13 protein-coding genes and 6 tRNA genes are annotated in these 16,822 nt (G+C 47.3%); 16 read left to right on the top strand and 3 right to left on the bottom strand.

Going from position 1 to position 16,822, the window contains the following annotated elements; translation table 11 throughout:
• Positions 1 to 80: 80 nt before the first annotated feature.
• On the top strand, positions 81 to 608 hold the full coding sequence (fldA, locus tag PCO85_07225) for a flavodoxin FldA (GenBank protein WJV55194.1): 528 nt from the start codon (positions 81 to 83) through the stop codon (positions 606 to 608).
• Positions 609 to 942: 334 nt separating this feature from the next.
• Positions 943 to 1,389, top strand: coding sequence for a ferric iron uptake transcriptional regulator (fur, locus tag PCO85_07220; protein ID WJV55193.1), 447 nt, complete (start codon positions 943 to 945; stop codon positions 1,387 to 1,389).
• Between the two features lie 72 nt (positions 1,390 to 1,461).
• On the opposite strand, the gene glnS is transcribed toward fur, so the two are convergent.
• Together glnS and nagE are read right to left on the bottom strand one after the other, a co-directional pair.
• A complete protein-coding gene (glnS, locus tag PCO85_07215; protein WJV55192.1) occupies positions 1,462 to 3,120 on the bottom strand; it encodes a glutamine--tRNA ligase in 1,659 nt (552 codons plus the stop codon).
• Positions 3,121 to 3,298: 178 nt separating this feature from the next.
• Complete coding sequence (gene nagE / locus PCO85_07210) at positions 3,299 to 4,789, bottom strand: N-acetylglucosamine-specific PTS transporter subunit IIBC (GenBank protein WJV55191.1); 1,491 nt, start codon at positions 4,787 to 4,789, stop codon at positions 3,299 to 3,301.
• Between the two features lie 432 nt (positions 4,790 to 5,221).
• Here nagE and nagB point away from each other — a divergent pair, with 432 nt between their 5' ends.
• The 10 genes from nagB (at position 5,222) to PCO85_07160 (ending at position 11,203) form a co-directional block, all read left to right on the top strand.
• On the top strand, positions 5,222 to 6,022 hold the full coding sequence (gene nagB / locus PCO85_07205) for a glucosamine-6-phosphate deaminase (GenBank protein WJV55190.1): 801 nt from the start codon (positions 5,222 to 5,224) through the stop codon (positions 6,020 to 6,022).
• Between the two features lie 21 nt (positions 6,023 to 6,043).
• Positions 6,044 to 7,198 carry an N-acetylglucosamine-6-phosphate deacetylase gene (gene nagA / locus PCO85_07200; protein WJV55189.1) on the top strand — a complete coding sequence of 385 codons (1,155 nt, stop codon included), beginning with the start codon at positions 6,044 to 6,046 and terminating at the stop codon, positions 7,196 to 7,198.
• A 7-nt stretch (positions 7,199 to 7,205) separates the two neighbouring features.
• The gene (locus PCO85_07195; protein WJV55188.1) at positions 7,206 to 8,429 is read left to right on the top strand and encodes an ROK family protein; all 1,224 of its coding nucleotides are present in this window, start codon (positions 7,206 to 7,208) and stop codon (positions 8,427 to 8,429) included.
• A 300-nt stretch (positions 8,430 to 8,729) separates the two neighbouring features.
• On the top strand, positions 8,730 to 10,391 hold the full coding sequence (gene asnB, locus PCO85_07190) for an asparagine synthase B (protein ID WJV55187.1): 1,662 nt from the start codon (positions 8,730 to 8,732) through the stop codon (positions 10,389 to 10,391).
• 220 nt (positions 10,392 to 10,611) lie between these two features.
• Positions 10,612 to 10,688 (top strand) — tRNA-Met (locus PCO85_07185).
• An 8-nt stretch (positions 10,689 to 10,696) separates the two neighbouring features.
• Positions 10,697 to 10,781: transfer RNA gene (locus PCO85_07180), tRNA-Leu, on the top strand.
• Positions 10,782 to 10,810: 29 nt separating this feature from the next.
• Positions 10,811 to 10,885, top strand: a tRNA-Gln gene (locus PCO85_07175).
• Between the two features lie 38 nt (positions 10,886 to 10,923).
• A tRNA-Gln gene (locus PCO85_07170) sits at positions 10,924 to 10,997 on the top strand.
• A 49-nt stretch (positions 10,998 to 11,046) separates the two neighbouring features.
• Positions 11,047 to 11,123: transfer RNA gene (locus PCO85_07165), tRNA-Met, on the top strand.
• Between the two features lie 6 nt (positions 11,124 to 11,129).
• Positions 11,130 to 11,203 (top strand) — tRNA-Gln (locus tag PCO85_07160).
• 78 nt (positions 11,204 to 11,281) lie between these two features.
• Here PCO85_07160 and ubiF read toward each other — a convergent pair.
• Entirely contained in the window at positions 11,282 to 12,448 is a 1,167-nt protein-coding gene (gene ubiF / locus PCO85_07155; GenBank protein ID WJV55186.1) for a 3-demethoxyubiquinol 3-hydroxylase, read from the bottom strand.
• A gap of 206 nt (positions 12,449 to 12,654) precedes the next feature.
• On the opposite strand from ubiF, the gene miaB reads away from it, so the two are divergent.
• The 4 genes from miaB to corC all read left to right on the top strand — a co-directional run bounded on the left by miaB (position 12,655) and on the right by corC (position 16,818).
• Positions 12,655 to 14,079 carry a tRNA (N6-isopentenyl adenosine(37)-C2)-methylthiotransferase MiaB gene (gene miaB / locus PCO85_07150; protein WJV56021.1) on the top strand — a complete coding sequence of 475 codons (1,425 nt, stop codon included), beginning with the start codon at positions 12,655 to 12,657 and terminating at the stop codon, positions 14,077 to 14,079.
• A 221-nt stretch (positions 14,080 to 14,300) separates the two neighbouring features.
• A complete protein-coding gene (locus tag PCO85_07145) occupies positions 14,301 to 15,356 on the top strand; it encodes a PhoH family protein (protein WJV55185.1) in 1,056 nt (351 codons plus the stop codon).
• Positions 15,353 to 15,832, top strand: coding sequence for an rRNA maturation RNase YbeY (gene ybeY / locus PCO85_07140; protein ID WJV55184.1), 480 nt, complete (start codon positions 15,353 to 15,355; stop codon positions 15,830 to 15,832). Before PCO85_07145 ends, ybeY begins: the two co-directional genes overlap by 4 nt.
• 107 nt (positions 15,833 to 15,939) lie before the next feature.
• Positions 15,940 to 16,818 carry a CNNM family magnesium/cobalt transport protein CorC gene (gene corC / locus PCO85_07135; GenBank protein WJV55183.1) on the top strand — a complete coding sequence of 293 codons (879 nt, stop codon included), beginning with the start codon at positions 15,940 to 15,942 and terminating at the stop codon, positions 16,816 to 16,818.
• Positions 16,819 to 16,822: the final 4 nt, after the last annotated feature.

The raw sequence follows: 16,822 nt of genomic DNA, 5'->3' as shown, positions 1-16,822 counted from the left end.
CGGAAAGTGTCTGCTATTATTACTCGATCAGTGATGGCAAAGGTCATCATACCATTAAGAATCAAGAGGTTATTTTATTCATGGCACTCATAGGAATTTTCTTTGGCAGTGATACTGGCAATACCGAAAACATTGCCAAGATGATCCAACAACAACTGGGAACAGAAGTTGCCGAGGTTCATGACATCGCCAAAAGCAGTAAAGAAGATCTAGAACGTTTTGACATTTTACTGCTGGGGATTCCAACCTGGTATTACGGTGAGGCCCAATGTGACTGGGATGATTTTTTCCCAACACTGGAAGAAATCGACTTTTCCGGTAAGTTGGTAGCCCTGTTTGGCTGCGGTGATCAGGAAGATTATGCTGAATATTTCTGCGATGCCATGGGCACCATACGCGACATTATTGAGCCACATGGAGCCATTATCGTGGGCAACTGGCCGACAGAGGGCTACCACTTTGAAGCATCTAAAGGTCTGGTGGATGATGACCATTTTATTGGTCTGGCCATTGATGAAGATCGTCAGCCGGAGCTGACCAGTGAACGCGTCAATACCTGGGTTACAAAAATCAGCGACGAGCTAGATCTGAAAGGACTTCTTGCCTGAATCATGTCCTCTTTTGGCTCTGGCAATATTTTGCGCCGGAGCCACATCAATAGCGAAAAACTATTACAGAAGTAGATACATTTTTTTAACTTTTCGCAATGGCAAGGTACAATGACGCTATCGGTTTGCCGAAATCATCATAATATTTCGCTAATCAACAAGGCATTACGTTATAGACCGCCCCGCTAGGCAAGAATAATATGGTTAGGATTCCGTTGTTTCTATTTTGAATATGCAGTTCTATAATTGAGACACATAACCTTTTTTGAGCCGACCGATAATATTAGGCTAGGTAGCCTCCCTTGATAAAGTAGAGTAACAGGACTAAATCCGCATGACTGACAACAACACCGCATTAAAGAAGGCTGGCCTGAAAGTAACACTCCCAAGACTCAAAATTCTGGAAGTGTTACAGGACCCTACATGCCACCATGTCAGCGCGGAAGACTTATACAAAAAGCTGATTGATATGGGTGAAGAAATTGGTTTGGCTACAGTTTATCGTGTACTTAACCAGTTCGACGATGCGGGTATTGTGACCCGTCATAACTTTGAAGGCGGAAAATCTGTCTTTGAATTGACCCAACAGCACCATCATGACCATCTGATCTGCCTGGATTGTGGCCGCGTCATTGAATTTCGTGATGAATTCATTGAAGCCCGCCAACGTGAAATCGCTGAAAAACATGGTATAAAACTTACCAATCACAGCTTATATCTGTATGGCCACTGTACCGATGGTAATTGCCGTGAAGATGAAAGTATTCACGACGAACGATAAAATAAATCTTCTGCAAAAAATAAAACCGCCGCGGCGGTTTTATTTTTTCTGTATACAGTCCTGCTTTCCCGCTTAACCAACCCAGGTATCTCGCAATCCTACTGTACGGTTAAATACCAGATTTTCTGTACTGGAATAGACGCGGTCTGCGCAAAAATATCCTTCACGTTCAAACTGATAGGCTTTTTCCGCTTTAGCATTAGCCAGACTGGCCTCAACAAAACCATGCTCAATGATCAACGAATCAGGATTAATAGTAGAGAGGACATCTTCTGCAGCCCCAGGATTCGGGACACTAAACAAGCGATCATACAGACGAAACTCTGCAGGAATAGCATGTACTGCAGAAACCCAGTGGATCACCCCTTTTACCTTACGTCCATCCGATGGATCTTTACTCAACGTTTCGGGGTCGTAACGACAATAAATGGTGGTGATCACACCCTGTTCATCTTTCTCAATATGCTCGGCCCTAATCACATAGGCATTGCGCAGGCGAACTTCTTTACCCAATACCAGACGTTTATACTGCTTGTTCGCTTCTTCGCGGAAGTCGGCACGATCGATATAAACTTCACGGCTAAAAGCCACCTGACGCGAGCCCATCTCCGGTTTATTAGGATGATGTGGCATCGTTACCCATTCTTCGTGATCCATAGGCAGATTTTCGATCACTACTTTTACCGGGTTCAGCACTGCCATTGCGCGTGGCGCATTGTCATTCAGATCGTCACGGATACAAGATTCCAACGCTGCCATTTCAACATTGTTATCTTGTTTGGTTACACCAATACGACGGCAAAATTCACGGATAGACGAAGCAGTATAGCCACGACGGCGTAGTCCGGAAATCGTCGGCATACGCGGATCATCCCAACCTTCCACTACCTGTTCAGTAACCAACTGATTCAACTTACGCTTGGACATTACAGCGTATTCAAGATTCAAGCGCGAGAATTCGTACTGGCGTGGGTGACACGGGATAGTGATATTATCAAGCACCCAGTCATACAAACGACGATTGTCCTGAAACTCCAGTGTACATAACGAATGTGTTACGCCTTCCACTGCATCGGAGATGCAGTGGGTGAAGTCATACATCGGATAGATGCACCATTTATTGCCGGTTTGATGATGCTCAGCAAATTTAATCCGGTACAACACGGGATCACGCATCACGATAAATGGTGATGCCATGTCAATTTTTGCACGCAGACATGCCATACCTTCGGCAAAACCACCGTTGCGCATTTTTTCAAACAACGTCAGGTTTTCCTGCACAGAGCGGTCACGATGAGGACTGTTTCTCCCCGGTGAAGTCAACGTACCACGGTATTCACGAATTTGTTCAGGCGTGAGCTCATCCACATACGCCAATCCTTTACTAATCAACTCGACGGCATAAAGATGCAATTGGTCAAAGTAATCTGAGGAGTAATGTATGTCACCACTCCAGGAAAAACCCAGCCACTGGACATCATGCTTGATAGATTCAACGTACTCGATATCTTCTTTTACCGGATTGGTATCATCAAAACGCAAATTGCATTGGCCGTTGTAATCATCAGCAATACCAAAATTCAGGCAGATCGATTTAGCGTGACCAATATGCAAATAACCATTCGGCTCAGGAGGAAAACGCGTCTGAATATGATCATGCTTACCGGAAGCCAGATCTTCATCGATAATCTGGCGGATAAAGTTAGTTGGGCGGGCTTCAGCCTCACTCATGCTTGATTCCTCAAATACGAAAAACGACATATAACCACTAATGATCCAACAAGCCTCGTCGGGAAACAACCGTTTGTTTCACCTAATTGCACGAAAATAGGGAGAATAGAAAGCGGGATGAGCTTTTCTTCTCATCCCGCCGATAACCACAACATCTTAATGTGTCAATACCACTATACTATTCTTCACTTACTTCACGCATAGCAGCAGCGATGCTTTCCGCCTGAGTTCCCACCACAATCTGAACACTCTGCTTATTCAGACGAATAACCCCGGCAGCCCCCAGCTGTTTGGCCTGAGCATCATTAACAATAGCCGAATCCTTCACATTCAGACGTAAACGAGTAATACAGGCATCAATACCAGTCAGATTTTCCTTTCCACCAACCGCCTGCAAGTAGCCACTGGCCAACACCCGACTGTCTGATGAGTTTGTCACCACTGTATGACTAACCTCACCGCCTCCAGTTGCAGCAACATCAACAGGAAGCTCTCGTCCAGGCGTCATCAGGTTAAAGCGGATAATGGTGAAGCGGAATACGACATAATAGATGATAAAGAACACGAATCCCTGCGGAATCAACATATACCAGTGTGTCGCCAACGGATTACGGGACGAAAGCACCATATCCACCAGACCCGCACTAAATCCAAATCCGGCAATCCAGTGCATACTGGCGGCAATAAAGACTGAAATCCCGGTCAATATCGCATGCAATACGTACAGCACCGGAGCTACAAACATAAAGGAAAACTCAAGCGGTTCAGTAATCCCCGTAAAAAATGACGCAAAAGCCGCCGCTAGCATGATACCGGCCACCCGGCTACGATTTTCAGGACGCGCACAGTGGTAAATCGCCAACGCAGCGCCCGGCAAACCAAACATCATGATCGGGAAAAAACCAGCCTGATAACGTCCGGTAATCCCCGGGATGGCTTTCCCGGCATCAATTGCCTGCTGGCCACTCAAAAAATTGGGGATGTCATTAATACCCGCCACATCGAACCAAAACACCGAGTTAAGCGCATGATGTAATCCAACGGGTATCAGCAGACGGTTAAAGAATGCATAAATGCCTGCACCAACCGATCCCAACTGCTGGATATGTTCACCAAACGTAACCAGCGCATTGTAAATCACTGGCCAGATAAGCATCAGCGCGAACGCCACCACAATCATCAGCAACGAGGTCAAAATAGGCACCAGGCGACGGCCACTGAAGAAAGACAGCGCTTTTGGCAATTCAACACCGCTGAATCGATTGTATAATTCAGCGGAGATCACCCCGACCAGAATACCAATGAACTGATTCTCAATTTTTCCGAATGCAGCGGGTACCTGCGCCAGTGGAATCTTTTGGATCATGGCAACCGCCGCGGGTGAACACAACGTGGTCACCACCAGGTAGCCCACAAATCCAGACAATGCAGCCGCACCATCTTTATCTTTAGACATGCCATAGGCCACACCTACTGCGAACAACACTGCCATATGTTCAATAATGGCAGATCCAGACTTGATAAAAAGAGCAGCCAAAGCACTTTGGCTACCCCAACCAGCCGGATCAATCCAGTAACCCACGCCCATCAGAATGGCGGCGGCAGGTAGTGTTGCGACAGGCACCATCAACGCCCGACCTATTCTTTGTAAATAGCTTAATATACTCACCTTCCCCTCTCTTCCCTTGTGGGCAAATAACACAGCCAATCATATTTATCTGCCATAAAACGCCATTCAATACACAACACAGTCAAGTAACCGGATTACCCTGGGTATTTACAAAATCGAGTATTCCTCGTTTCGTGTTGCCTCTGGCAATCAATCCGCTTAAGCAAGCAACAGAAAGTCTCAGGCTAGCCTGACCATGGAGTGTAAAAAAATAATTCGCCTTGAAAATTAAACTCAATCATTATGTGATAAAAATCACCAAAAAAGCACATACAAAAAGTTTATGACACTATATTTTTGCCACTTATTTAAAGACACAAAAAAACAAGTTACACTACAGACATACTATGAAGGTGAGGAAACGCACCCATTGTGTTCTTTCCCCTCATACTTAAATTCGATTACCTCACCAATCCGCCAGGAGAACCCTTTATGAGACTGATTCCTTTAGCCACCGCAGCACATGTAGGTAAATGGGCTGCACGATATATTGTACAGCGCATCAATGATGCCAGCCCTACGGCAGACAAACCGTTTGTGCTTGGCCTTCCTACAGGCAGTTCTCCGTTGGAAGCATATAAATCGCTGATCGAACTGTTTAACGCGGGTGAAGTCAGCTTTAAACATGTGGTGACCTTCAATATGGATGAATATGTAGGACTACCACCTGATCATCCGGAAAGTTATCGCACATTCATGTATCAAAATTTTTTCAATCACATTGATATTCCGCAGGAAAATATTAACCTGTTGAACGGCAACGCTGAAGATATTGCTGTTGAATGTCAGCGTTACGAAGAGAAAATCAAGTCTTACGGTAAGATCCGTCTGTTCATGGGGGGCGTAGGGAATGATGGACATATCGCGTTTAATGAACCGGCATCGTCCCTGGTTTCCCGAACACGCATCAAAACACTGACTGAAGAGACCCGTATTGCCAATTCACGCTTTTTTGGCGGTGACGTCAATCAAGTCCCCAAATATGCATTAACTGTTGGCGTGGGTACATTACTGGATGCCGAAGAAGTCATGATTCTGGTCAGTGGACGCAACAAAGCTCAGGCACTCCAGGCCGCAGTAGAAGGCAATGTGAACCATATGTGGACCATCAGTTGCCTACAGCTTCATGCCAAAGCGCTTATGGTATGTGACGAACCCTCCACCATGGAACTGAAGGTGAAAACCGTTAAATATTTCCGCGAATTGGAAGCTGAAAGTATCAAAAACCTTTAATCGCTAAGCCGGGAGCTCACAATGTACGCTTTAATTAATGGTCGTATTTTTACTGGCCATCAGGTACTCGACGATCATGCTGTCGTTATCGCCAACGGCCTGATAGACAATGTTTGTCCCGTCAATGAACTGCCCTCCGGGCTGGAAACACGTGATATTTCCGGTGCCTTGATCGCCCCCGGATTTATTGATCTTCAACTTAACGGTTGCGGTGGTGTTCAGTTTAACGACTCTTTGCAAACCATCTCGGTGAAAACGCTGGAAATAATGCAACGGACCAATGTGAAGCACGGTTGCACCAGCTTTTTACCCACGCTCATTACTGCTTCCGATGCGTTAATAAAGCACAGTGTTGAAGTCATGCGTGCCTGGCTGGCACAAAATCATCATCAAGCACTGGGTTTGCATATTGAGGGCCCGTGGCTGAACCCGGTAAAAAGAGGGACTCATGATGCAACGCTTATCCGTCAGCCAGATCCAGAACTGGTGAATTTCCTCTGTGAGAATGCCGATGTCATCAGCAAAATCACTCTGGCGCCAGAGATGGTTGCCTCGACAGTTATTCAGCAATTGACCCACGCTGGTATTGTCGTTTCCGCAGGGCATTCAAACGCGACCTGGAACGAGGCCAAACGTGGTTTTGCCGCTGGTATTCGCTGTGCGACGCATCTGTTTAACGCCATGCCTTATCTGGCCGGGCGTGAGCCAGGGCTAGTAGGTGCTGTCTACGATGCGCCTGAGATTTACTGTGGCGTCATTGCTGATGGTTATCACGTCAGTTGGGCTAATATCCGCAACAGCAAACGCATCAAAGGTGACAAGCTGGTGCTGGTTACTGATGCCACCGCACCAGCTGGCGCTGATATTGATCGATTCATTTTTGCTGGTAAAACCATATACTACCGCGACGGCATCTGTGTGGATGAGAACGGCACCTTGAGCGGATCCGCGCTCACCATGATTAAAGCTGTGCAAAATTGCGTAGATCAGGCGGGTATCGCTCTGGATGAAGCACTCCGAATGGCAACACTGTACCCTGCGCGTGCTATCGGTGAAGACGGCAGATTAGGCAGTATTGAATGTGGTAAAGTAGCCAATCTGACGGTATTCACCCGTGATTATCACATCGTCAATACTTTTGTGAATGGTGAAGAAGTATTGACCACAGGCGAGTAACGTTTTAATGAGCACAAGCGGACAGACACAGATAGGGAATATTGATCTGGTTAAGCAACTCAATAGCGCGGTGGTATACCGACTGATTGACCAGCAAGGCCCAATCTCACGGATACAAATCGCGGAACTGAGTCAACTTGCCCCCGCTAGCGTTACCAAAATTACCCGCCAGCTACTTGAACGCGGGTTCATAAAGGAAGTTGACCAACAAGCCTCCACTGGAGGACGTCGTGCCATCTCCATTATTTGTGAAACCCGCCCTTTCCATACCGTGGCAGTAAGGCTTGGTCGTTACGATGCCACGATCGCACTTTACAACCTACAGGGACGAATGCTGGCAGAAGAACATTACGGCCTGCCAGAAAAAACCCAGGAAACGTTGGAAACCGCACTATTTAAAGCCATCGACCACTTCATTGACACCCATCAGCGCCGCATCCGTGAACTGATTGCCATTTCAGTTGTACTACCTGGTCTGGTCGATCCGTTCGCGGGAATGGTGCGTTATATGCCACATATCAGTATTGATAATTGGCCATTGGTCCAACACCTGCAACAGCACTTCAAGACTCACAGTTTTGTCGGTCACGATATCCGTAGCCTGGCACTGGCTGAACACTACTTCGGTGCCACCCAGGATTGTCAGGATTCGATACTGATACGCGTACATCGTGGCACTGGAGCCGGTATTCTGGTCAATGGACAGATTTTTCTCGGCAGCAACGGTAATGTCGGAGAAATCGGTCATATCCAAATAGATCCATTGGGCGAGCGTTGTCACTGCGGAAATTTTGGTTGTCTGGAAACGGTAGTCTCCAATGCGGCCATTGAGAAACGGATACGAAATTTGCTTGAACAAGGCTATCCGAGCAAGCTGACACCAGAAGAATGTCAGATTTCTGCTATCTGCAAAGCGGCCAACCGTGGCGATGCACTCGCACGTGAGGTAATTGAACATGCGGGGCAAAATCTGGGAAAAGCAATATCGATTGCGGTTAACCTGTTCAATCCGCAACGGGTCGTGATTGCCGGTGAAATCGCCGAAGCTGAAAAAATTCTGCTGCCAGCGATTCAACGCTGCGTTAATACCCAGGTACTAAAAGACTTCCGTAATAATTTGCCGATTGTCATTTCCGAACTACAGCATCTTTCTGCTATCGGTGCATTTGCCTTGGTCAAACGTGCCATGCTTAACGGTGTCTTGCTCCAACGTTTACTTGAAAATCATTAAGTTTGGTTTTCCACCATAAGACCCGATTATCGAATCTCCAAAATTCAGGCATTTCTTTCTATCTGTTTTGAACAATACGCATCAAATTCCTATTAAAAATGAATATTCGATAGCACAAAGGCTTTTTTTATTAAACGATATTGAATTGTTATAGCATTTTGATGCTAAATCATTGGTACTGACACGGCAGGTGGTCATCATGGTGCAGTTGTAATGCGACAACATACCCCCTCTGATTGCTGCCGATTAATCTGAATATTGTTCACTTCAAACCAAGAGTGAATCAAGGGAGTCTCTTCTATGTGTTCCATTTTCGGTGTGCTCGATCTGAAAACCGATCCGGTTGAACTACGCAAAAAAGCGCTGGAGCTATCTCGTTTAATGCGTCATCGTGGCCCGGACTGGTCCGGTGTTTACGCCAGTGATAAAGCGATTTTGGTCCACGAACGTCTGTCTATCGTTGACGTAAATACGGGCGCTCAGCCGCTGTATAACCTTGATCACACCCATGTTCTGGCTGTTAACGGTGAAATATACAACCACCAGGCCCTGCGTCAGCAGTATGGCGACCGCTACCAATTTCAAACCGGTTCCGACTGCGAAGTGATTCTGGCGCTGTATCAGGAAAAAGGCCCAAATTTTCTGGATGACCTGCGTGGTATGTTCGCTTTTGTACTCTATGACAGCGAAAAAGACGCCTATCTAATTGGCCGTGACCATTTGGGCATTATTCCGCTCTATATGGGTTACGATGAACACGGCAACTTCTATGTCGCTTCCGAAATGAAAGCACTGGTGCCCGTCTGCCGCACTATCAAAGAATTCCCGGCAGGAAGCTATTTATGGAGCCAGGATGGTGAGATTCGTGAATATTATCATCGCGACTGGTTCGATTATGACAATGTCAAAGACAACGAAACCGATGCCAACGCGCTGCGTGAAGCACTGGAAGAGTCCGTCAAAAGCCACCTGATGTCTGACGTACCTTATGGTGTACTGCTGTCTGGCGGTCTTGACTCTTCCGTTATTTCCGCCATTACCAAAAAATTCGCCGCCCGTCGTGTAGAAGATGACGAGCAAAGCGAAGCCTGGTGGCCACAGCTTCACTCTTTCGCTGTCGGTCTGGAAGGCGCACCGGATCTGAAAGCCGCTCAGGAAGTAGCTGAACATTTGGGTACCGTTCACCATGAAATTCATTTCACAGTACAAGAAGGTCTGGATGCTATCCGCGATGTGATTTATCACATTGAAACCTATGACGTCACCACCATCCGTGCCTCGACACCGATGTATTTGATGTCTCGTAAGATCAAAGCGATGGGCATCAAAATGGTACTGTCCGGTGAAGGTTCCGATGAAGTATTTGGCGGATACCTTTATTTCCATAAAGCGCCTAATGCTAAAGAGTTTCATGAAGAGACCGTGCGTAAGCTATTGGCATTACACCAATACGACTGTGCCCGTGCCAACAAGGCGATGTCTGCCTGGGGTGTGGAAGCCCGTGTCCCATTCCTGGATAAAAAATTCCTGGATGTGGCCATGCGCATCAACCCTCGTGACAAAATGTGTGGCAATGGCAAAATGGAAAAACACATTTTGCGTGAGTGTTTTGAATCCTATCTGCCGCACAGCGTAGCCTGGCGCCAAAAAGAGCAGTTCTCTGACGGTGTCGGTTACAGCTGGATTGATTCACTGAAAGAAATCGCTGCCAAACAGATTTCCGATCAGCAGTTGGAAACCGCACATTTCCGTTTCCCGTACAACACGCCGACCTCAAAAGAGGGGTACCTGTACCGTGAAATATTCGAAGAACTGTTCCCGGTACCCAGTGCGGCTGAATGTGTACCAGGTGGTCCTTCTGTGGCCTGTTCTTCCGCTAAGGCGATTGAATGGGACGAATCCTTCAAAAAGATGGATGATCCATCGGGTCGGTCAGTCGGTGTTCACCAATCCGCTTATTAGTAATCTGTTTTTTTCTTAGCATAAACGGGCCTTTTCCGGCCCGTTTCCCTTTATTAATTGTGTTAAAAAACAGACCTCCTGACCGTTTTCTCACCAGACTGTTCATAACCCAAACAAACGACGCCTCTTATCTGCTTTTCGGGAAAAAATGTGTTGACGACAAAAGACCAACTACGCATAATGCGCCCCGCAACGCCGATGAAGGTGACGCGGAAAGGATGGCTACGTAGCTCAGCTGGTTAGAGCACAGCACTCATAATGCTGGGGTCACAGGTTCGATTCCCGTCGTAGCCACCATCTTTTTTGCGGGAGTGGCGAAATTGGTAGACGCACCAGATTTAGGTTCTGGCGCCGCAAGGTGTGCGAGTTCAAGTCTCGCCTCCCGCACCATTTACCTTCACGGTACTGACAAGATTTCTTGGGGTATAGCCAAGCGGTAAGGCAGCGGGTTTTGATCCCGCCACGCCCAGGTTCGAATCCTGGTACCCCAGCCATATTAAAGTAAGACGTCCTGCAAAGTTACGCACCCAGTTGGGGTATCGCCAAGCGGTAAGGCAGCGGATTCTGATTCCGCCATCCGAGGTTCGAATCCTCGTACCCCAGCCAAGCATTTTGTCCGAAGTTATCAAACTTTGGAGATAACAAGCAGTAATTTGGCTACGTAGCTCAGCTGGTTAGAGCACAGCACTCATAATGCTGGGGTCACAGGTTCGATTCCCGTCGTAGCCACCACATTATTGGGGTATCGCCAAGCGGTAAGGCAGCGGATTCTGATTCCGCCATCCGAGGTTCGAATCCTCGTACCCCAGCCATATAAAAAGCCCGCTTTAGCGGGCTTTTTGTTGTTTATTTTTTATAAAAAAATGCCATGTCTGCTCGGCAGCACAATATTACAAACCAAGCGCGTACTTTAATGCTGCTTGTTTCAGTTTACCAGCGCGCTGCGCTGCCATCAGGGCAACATTACGAGCCAGTTCCAACGGCGGAAGCTTATTGCTGAAAACGCCATAAAACAGATCCATACCGCTTTGCATCAGCATATTATCGATTTTGCGCCGATGCTGATAACGGCGCAGAACTGTTTCCGAATACCATGTTTCTCCGTTATCCCGCGCACGAATAACTACATCCAATAGTGCCTCAACATCACGGTAACCTAAATTCACGCCCTGCCCTGCCAATGGATTTATGGTATGTGCCGCATCTCCCAGCAAAGCCAACCCCGATAGCACATAATGCTGAGCATGGCGACGCACCAATGGGAAAGCACCGGCAGCAATAGCATTAACGTTGCCAAGACGAACGGGAAAAGCTGCCGCAATCTCTTTATTCAGTTGTGATAACGGCATAGCTTGCAACTGTCGGATACGGGAAGGCGTGTCATACCAAACCAATGTCCCCCAGTGGTCAAACAGGGGCAAAAAGGCACGCGGCCCTGCTGGAGTAAACTGCTGCCAGGTAACATCCTGTTGTGAACCGGACATTTCAACACTGATCAACATACAGGATTGACGGTATTGCCAACCACTGACACCAATACTGGCCCATTGTCTGACCTGAGAATTGGCACCATCGGCACCAATAACCAATGAGGTGCTGAGTGTTTGCCCATCCTCCAATATCAGTAACCAATCCTCACCTGTCTGAGTCATTGATTTCAGCTGTATCGGACAGAAAAGATGCATGTTGGAACTACGCTGCAAACATTCCCACAGTGCCAGTTGCAATATCCGGTTCTCCACCATGAAACCGAGCTCCGGCAAACCAAGTTCTGCAGCATCGAACACCACGCGGGCATTATCCCATTCCCAGGTTTCCAATCGGCGATAGGGAGCACACCGCCTTTTTTCGACCCCATCCCAGGCGCCCAACTGTTTCAGCAGAGCCACTGAAGCATAGCTAATGGCAGATACACGCAGATCCGGGGTACTACCAACATCAAATTCTACCGGTACATCCTGTTCCAGCACCGCCACCTGGAAACCGCTTTGCGAAAGCCCCAGCGCTACCGCTGCGCCCACCATACCGCCACCAACAACGACCGCATCATAGTGCATACCAGCCTCATTACTCTTTTTCAGTGTCTGCCAACAAACAAAATAAATATCTGGTGACAGTTTACTGGATTTTGAGCCAGTGTTTCAGAAAAGCGAGTGTTTTCATGCACTGGTCACAACGGCAGCAAAAGATTACAATACGCGCCCGCATGCAGGTAGCGCGGGTTACCTGCACTGAGTAATGGCGTAATGGCAAGCTGATGACGATGACAAAAAAACTGCATATCAAAACCTGGGGCTGTCAGATGAATGAATACGATTCATCCAAGATAGCTGACTTACTGGCAAGTACGCACGGTTATACACTGACCGACGTCGCGGAAGAGGCTGATGTTCTGTTGCTGAATACCTGTTCAATCCGTGAAAAGGCGCAGGAGAAGGTCTTCCATCAGCTTGGACGCTGGAAAGCGCTGAAAGATACCAAACCAGACCTGATTATCGGCGTGGGTGGATGTGTCGCCTCGCAGGAAGGCGAACATATTCGCGAACGAGCGCATTATGTAGATGTGATTTTCGGGCCACAAACCCTGCACCGTCTGCCGGAAATGATTAACCATGTTCAGGGAACCCATAGTCCGATAATTGACATCAGCTTCCCTGAAATCGAAAAATTTGATCGTCTGCCAGAACCACGGGCAGAGGGCCCGACAGCCTTTGTCTCCATTATGGAAGGCTGCAACAAATACTGTACGTTCTGCGTGGTACCCTATACCCGCGGTGAAGAAGTCAGCCGTCCCTGCGACGATATTCTGTTTGAAATTGCGCAACTGGCAGAACAAGGGGTGCGTGAAATTCATCTGTTGGGGCAAAATGTGAATGCCTATCGTGGTGCCACCTATGACGATGAAATCTGCACCTTTGCAGAATTACTGCGTCTGGTCGCTGCCATTGACGGTGTTGACCGCATTCGTTTTACGACTAGCCATCCCATTGAATTCACCGATGATATCATCAGCGTGTACGAAGACACACCCGAGCTAGTGAGCTTTCTGCACCTGCCAGTGCAAAGCGGTTCTGATCGGGTACTCACCATGATGAAACGCCGTCACACCGCGTTGGAATATAAGTCGATTATCCGTAAATTACGCAAAGCCCGCCCGGATATTCAGATCAGCTCCGACTTTATCGTTGGTTTTCCAGGCGAAGACCAGGAAGACTTCGAGCAAACCATGAAGCTGATTGCTGACGTCGACTTCGATATGAGTTTCAGTTTTATCTACTCGCCACGTCCAGGTACACCAGCCGCTGATATGGCAGATAATGTGTCAGAAGAAGAGAAAAAACAGCGCCTGTACATTCTCCAGGAACGGATTAGCCAACAAGCCATGCAATACAGTCGACGCATGCAGGGCACCGTGCAACGTATTCTGGTTGAAGGCACCTCACGGAAAAACGTGATGGAGTTATCGGGCCGTACCGAAAATAACCGAGTGGTTAACTTTGAAGGCTCGCCGGATATGATCGGTAAATTTGTGGATGTAGAGATTGTTGACGTCTATCCAAACTCGCTACGTGGTGTCGTCATACTGACGGAAGATCAAATGGATCTGCGTGTTATTGAGTCTCCGGCCGACGTAATAGCACGTACCCGCAAAGAGAATGAGATCGGCGTAGGCATTTACCAACCTTGATTCCTGCCTGGAACGGGTAGTTCAACTGCCCGTATCCATAAATTATTCCTGTTATATTGCTTTTGCGGCACTGTACCCCAATATAGCAATTGTTACTTGCACCCGGCTGCATTAGCGATAAATAATCATGTTCACACATGTATCAACCCCCGGACACAGGTTAACGAATCGCTGATACCAAGAGATCATTCGTTTTCCGGCTAAATACCAAGAGGAATAATTTGAACGTAACGATAAAAGAAATTGCCCTCGAACCCGCTGACAATAAACGCTTACTCAGTCTGTGTGGCCCGTTTGACGACAACATCAAGCAATTAGAACGTCGTTTAGGCATCGAAATCAACCGTCGCGATAACAAATTCAAGTTGGTAGGTAAAGAACTCTGCATTCAGGCGGCGGCTGATATCCTGTTGCACCTGTATGTTGATACTGCCCCGGTACGTGGTGAAATAAAAGACCTTGACCCAGAACATATTCACCTGGCAATTAAAGAGTCCCAGGTACTGGAACAAAGCGCCGAAAGCGTCCCTGAGTATGGTAAAGCCGTTCACATCCGCACCAAACGCGGTGTCATTAAACCCCGGACGCCTAATCAGGCCCAGTACATCGCTAACGTACTCGATCATGACATCACTTTTGGTGTTGGTCCTGCCGGTACAGGGAAAACTTATCTGGCGGTCGCTGCCGCCGTGGATGCGCTGGAACGTCAGGATATCCGCCGCATTTTGCTGACCCGGCCAGCAGTAGAAGCCGGTGAAAAGCTGGGTTTCCTGCCCGGTGATCTGAGTCAGAAAGTCGATCCTTACTTACGTCCTTTATATGACGCCCTGTTTGAAATGCTGGGCTTTGAGCGCGTAGAGAAATTAATAGAACGTAATGTGATTGAAGTTGCTCCTCTCGCGTATATGCGTGGTCGCACCCTAAATGATGCCTTCATCATTCTGGATGAAGGCCAGAATACCAGCATTGAACAGATGAAAATGTTCCTGACGCGTATCGGGTTTAACTCCAAGGCGGTGATCACTGGTGATGTTACCCAGATAGACCTGCCGCGTAACCAAAAATCGGGTCTACGCCATGCCATTGAAGTACTGGCGGATGTTGAAGAAATCAGCTTCAACTTTTTCCATAGCGAAGATGTAGTGCGTCACCCGGTAGTTGCCCGTATTGTTAATGCTTACGAGGCATGGGAAGCAGCCGATCAAAAACGCAGAGATGCGCTGGCAGAACAACGAAAACATGAGGCACAGATCTCATCCGTGCAGGAGCTCAAATGAGTCAGGTGATTCTTGATTTGCAAATCGCCAGTGAAAAAACGGAAGGCTTACCCACTGAAACTGATTTTCAACGCTGGCTGGAAGGTGTACTGCCGCAATTTCAGGAAATTGCAGAAGTCACTATCCGCATCGTGGATGAAGAAGAAAGTCACCAGTTGAATTACACCTATCGTGGCAAAGATAAACCTACCAATGTGCTCTCTTTTCCTTTTGAAGCACCGCCAGAAGTTGAACTGCCACTTCTGGGTGATTTGATTATCTGTCGCCAAGTGGTGGAACGAGAAGCAGCAGAGCAGGACAAAACGCTATCAGCACATTGGGCGCATATGGTTGTTCATGGCAGTTTGCATCTGTTAGGGTATGACCATATCGAAGACAGTGAAGCTGAAGAAATGGAAGCGTTAGAAACCGAGATTATGCAAATGATGGGATACACTGATCCCTATCTTGCAGAAAAAGAAGATTTTACCGAATAGCATCAAATTCTGTATCCTAACATCTGTAGTGAGCACCAGCGGTCGCAAAAATTCAGAAAGTCCGCTGGTCATAATTTCTTAACAAGAGTGATATTTACTAATACTCCATGAGCGATGACCATTCTACAAACAACGATAGCCCCAGTCCCAAAAAGGGATTTTTTTCCCTTATTCTTAATCAGCTCTTTCATGGTGAACCTAAAGATCGTAACGATCTGCTCACATTGATCCGTGATTCTGAGCAAAATGATCTGATCGATCCTGATACCCGCGATATGCTTGAGGGTGTCATGGATATCGCTGAACAACGTGTACGTGACATTATGATCCCACGTTCACAGATGATTACCCTGAAACATAATCAAACACTGGAAGAGTGTTTAGACGTAATTATCGAATCCGCTCATTCACGTTTTCCTGTCATCAGTGAAGACAAAGATCATATTGAAGGGATTTTGATGGCCAAGGATTTGTTGCCGTTTATGCGCAACGATTCTGAACCATTCAGCATGGACAAAGTGCTGCGACCTGCTGTTGTTGTGCCAGAAAGCAAGCGGGTAGATCGCATGCTCAACGAATTTCGCTCCCTGCGCTACCACATGGCAATCGTCATCGATGAATTTGGTGGTGTATCAGGGCTGGTCACGATTGAGGATATCCTTGAGTTGATCGTTGGTGAAATTGAAGACGAATATGATGATGATGAAGATCGGGATATTCGCCAACTCAATCGCCAGACTTATACTGTCCGGGCACTAACCCCCATTGAAGATTTCAACGATGTTTTCTCTACCCAATTCAGCGATGAAGAAGTAGATACCATTGGTGGCCTGGTGATGCAGGCCTTTGGTCATTTGCCCTCTCGGGGGAAAACCATTGACATAGACGGTTACCTGTTCAAAGTTGCCATGGCAGACAGCCGACGTATCATTCAGGTCCATGTCAGACTTCCTGACAACGTTCCACAACCACAACTGGAAGATTAAATCG

The sequence above is a fragment of the Prodigiosinella aquatilis genome (assembly GCA_030388725.1).
Classification (GTDB): Bacteria; Pseudomonadota; Gammaproteobacteria; order Enterobacterales; family Enterobacteriaceae; genus Prodigiosinella; species Prodigiosinella aquatilis.
The sequence above is the reverse complement of the archived record's forward strand: the minus strand, read 5'-3'. Positions and strand labels throughout refer to the sequence as shown.

Bases quoted from the DNA above. Each gene is read 5' to 3' on its own strand.
- fldA (WJV55194.1), top strand. From the start codon at position 81: ATGGCACTCATAGGAATTTTCTTTGGCAGTGATACTGGCAATACCGAA.
- fur (WJV55193.1), top strand. From the start codon at position 943: ATGACTGACAACAACACCGCATTAAAGAAGGCTGGCCTGAAAGTAACA.
- glnS (WJV55192.1), bottom strand. From the start codon at position 3,120: ATGAGTGAGGCTGAAGCCCGCCCAACTAACTTTATCCGCCAGATTATC.
- nagB (WJV55190.1), top strand. From the start codon at position 5,222: ATGAGACTGATTCCTTTAGCCACCGCAGCACATGTAGGTAAATGGGCT.
- nagA (WJV55189.1), top strand. From the start codon at position 6,044: ATGTACGCTTTAATTAATGGTCGTATTTTTACTGGCCATCAGGTACTC.
- PCO85_07195 (WJV55188.1), top strand. From the start codon at position 7,206: ATGAGCACAAGCGGACAGACACAGATAGGGAATATTGATCTGGTTAAG.
- asnB (WJV55187.1), top strand. From the start codon at position 8,730: ATGTGTTCCATTTTCGGTGTGCTCGATCTGAAAACCGATCCGGTTGAA.
- ubiF (WJV55186.1), bottom strand. From the start codon at position 12,448: ATGCACTATGATGCGGTCGTTGTTGGTGGCGGTATGGTGGGCGCAGCG.
- miaB (WJV56021.1), top strand. From the start codon at position 12,655: ATGACAAAAAAACTGCATATCAAAACCTGGGGCTGTCAGATGAATGAA.
- ybeY (WJV55184.1), top strand. From the start codon at position 15,353: ATGAGTCAGGTGATTCTTGATTTGCAAATCGCCAGTGAAAAAACGGAA.
- corC (WJV55183.1), top strand. From the start codon at position 15,940: ATGAGCGATGACCATTCTACAAACAACGATAGCCCCAGTCCCAAAAAG.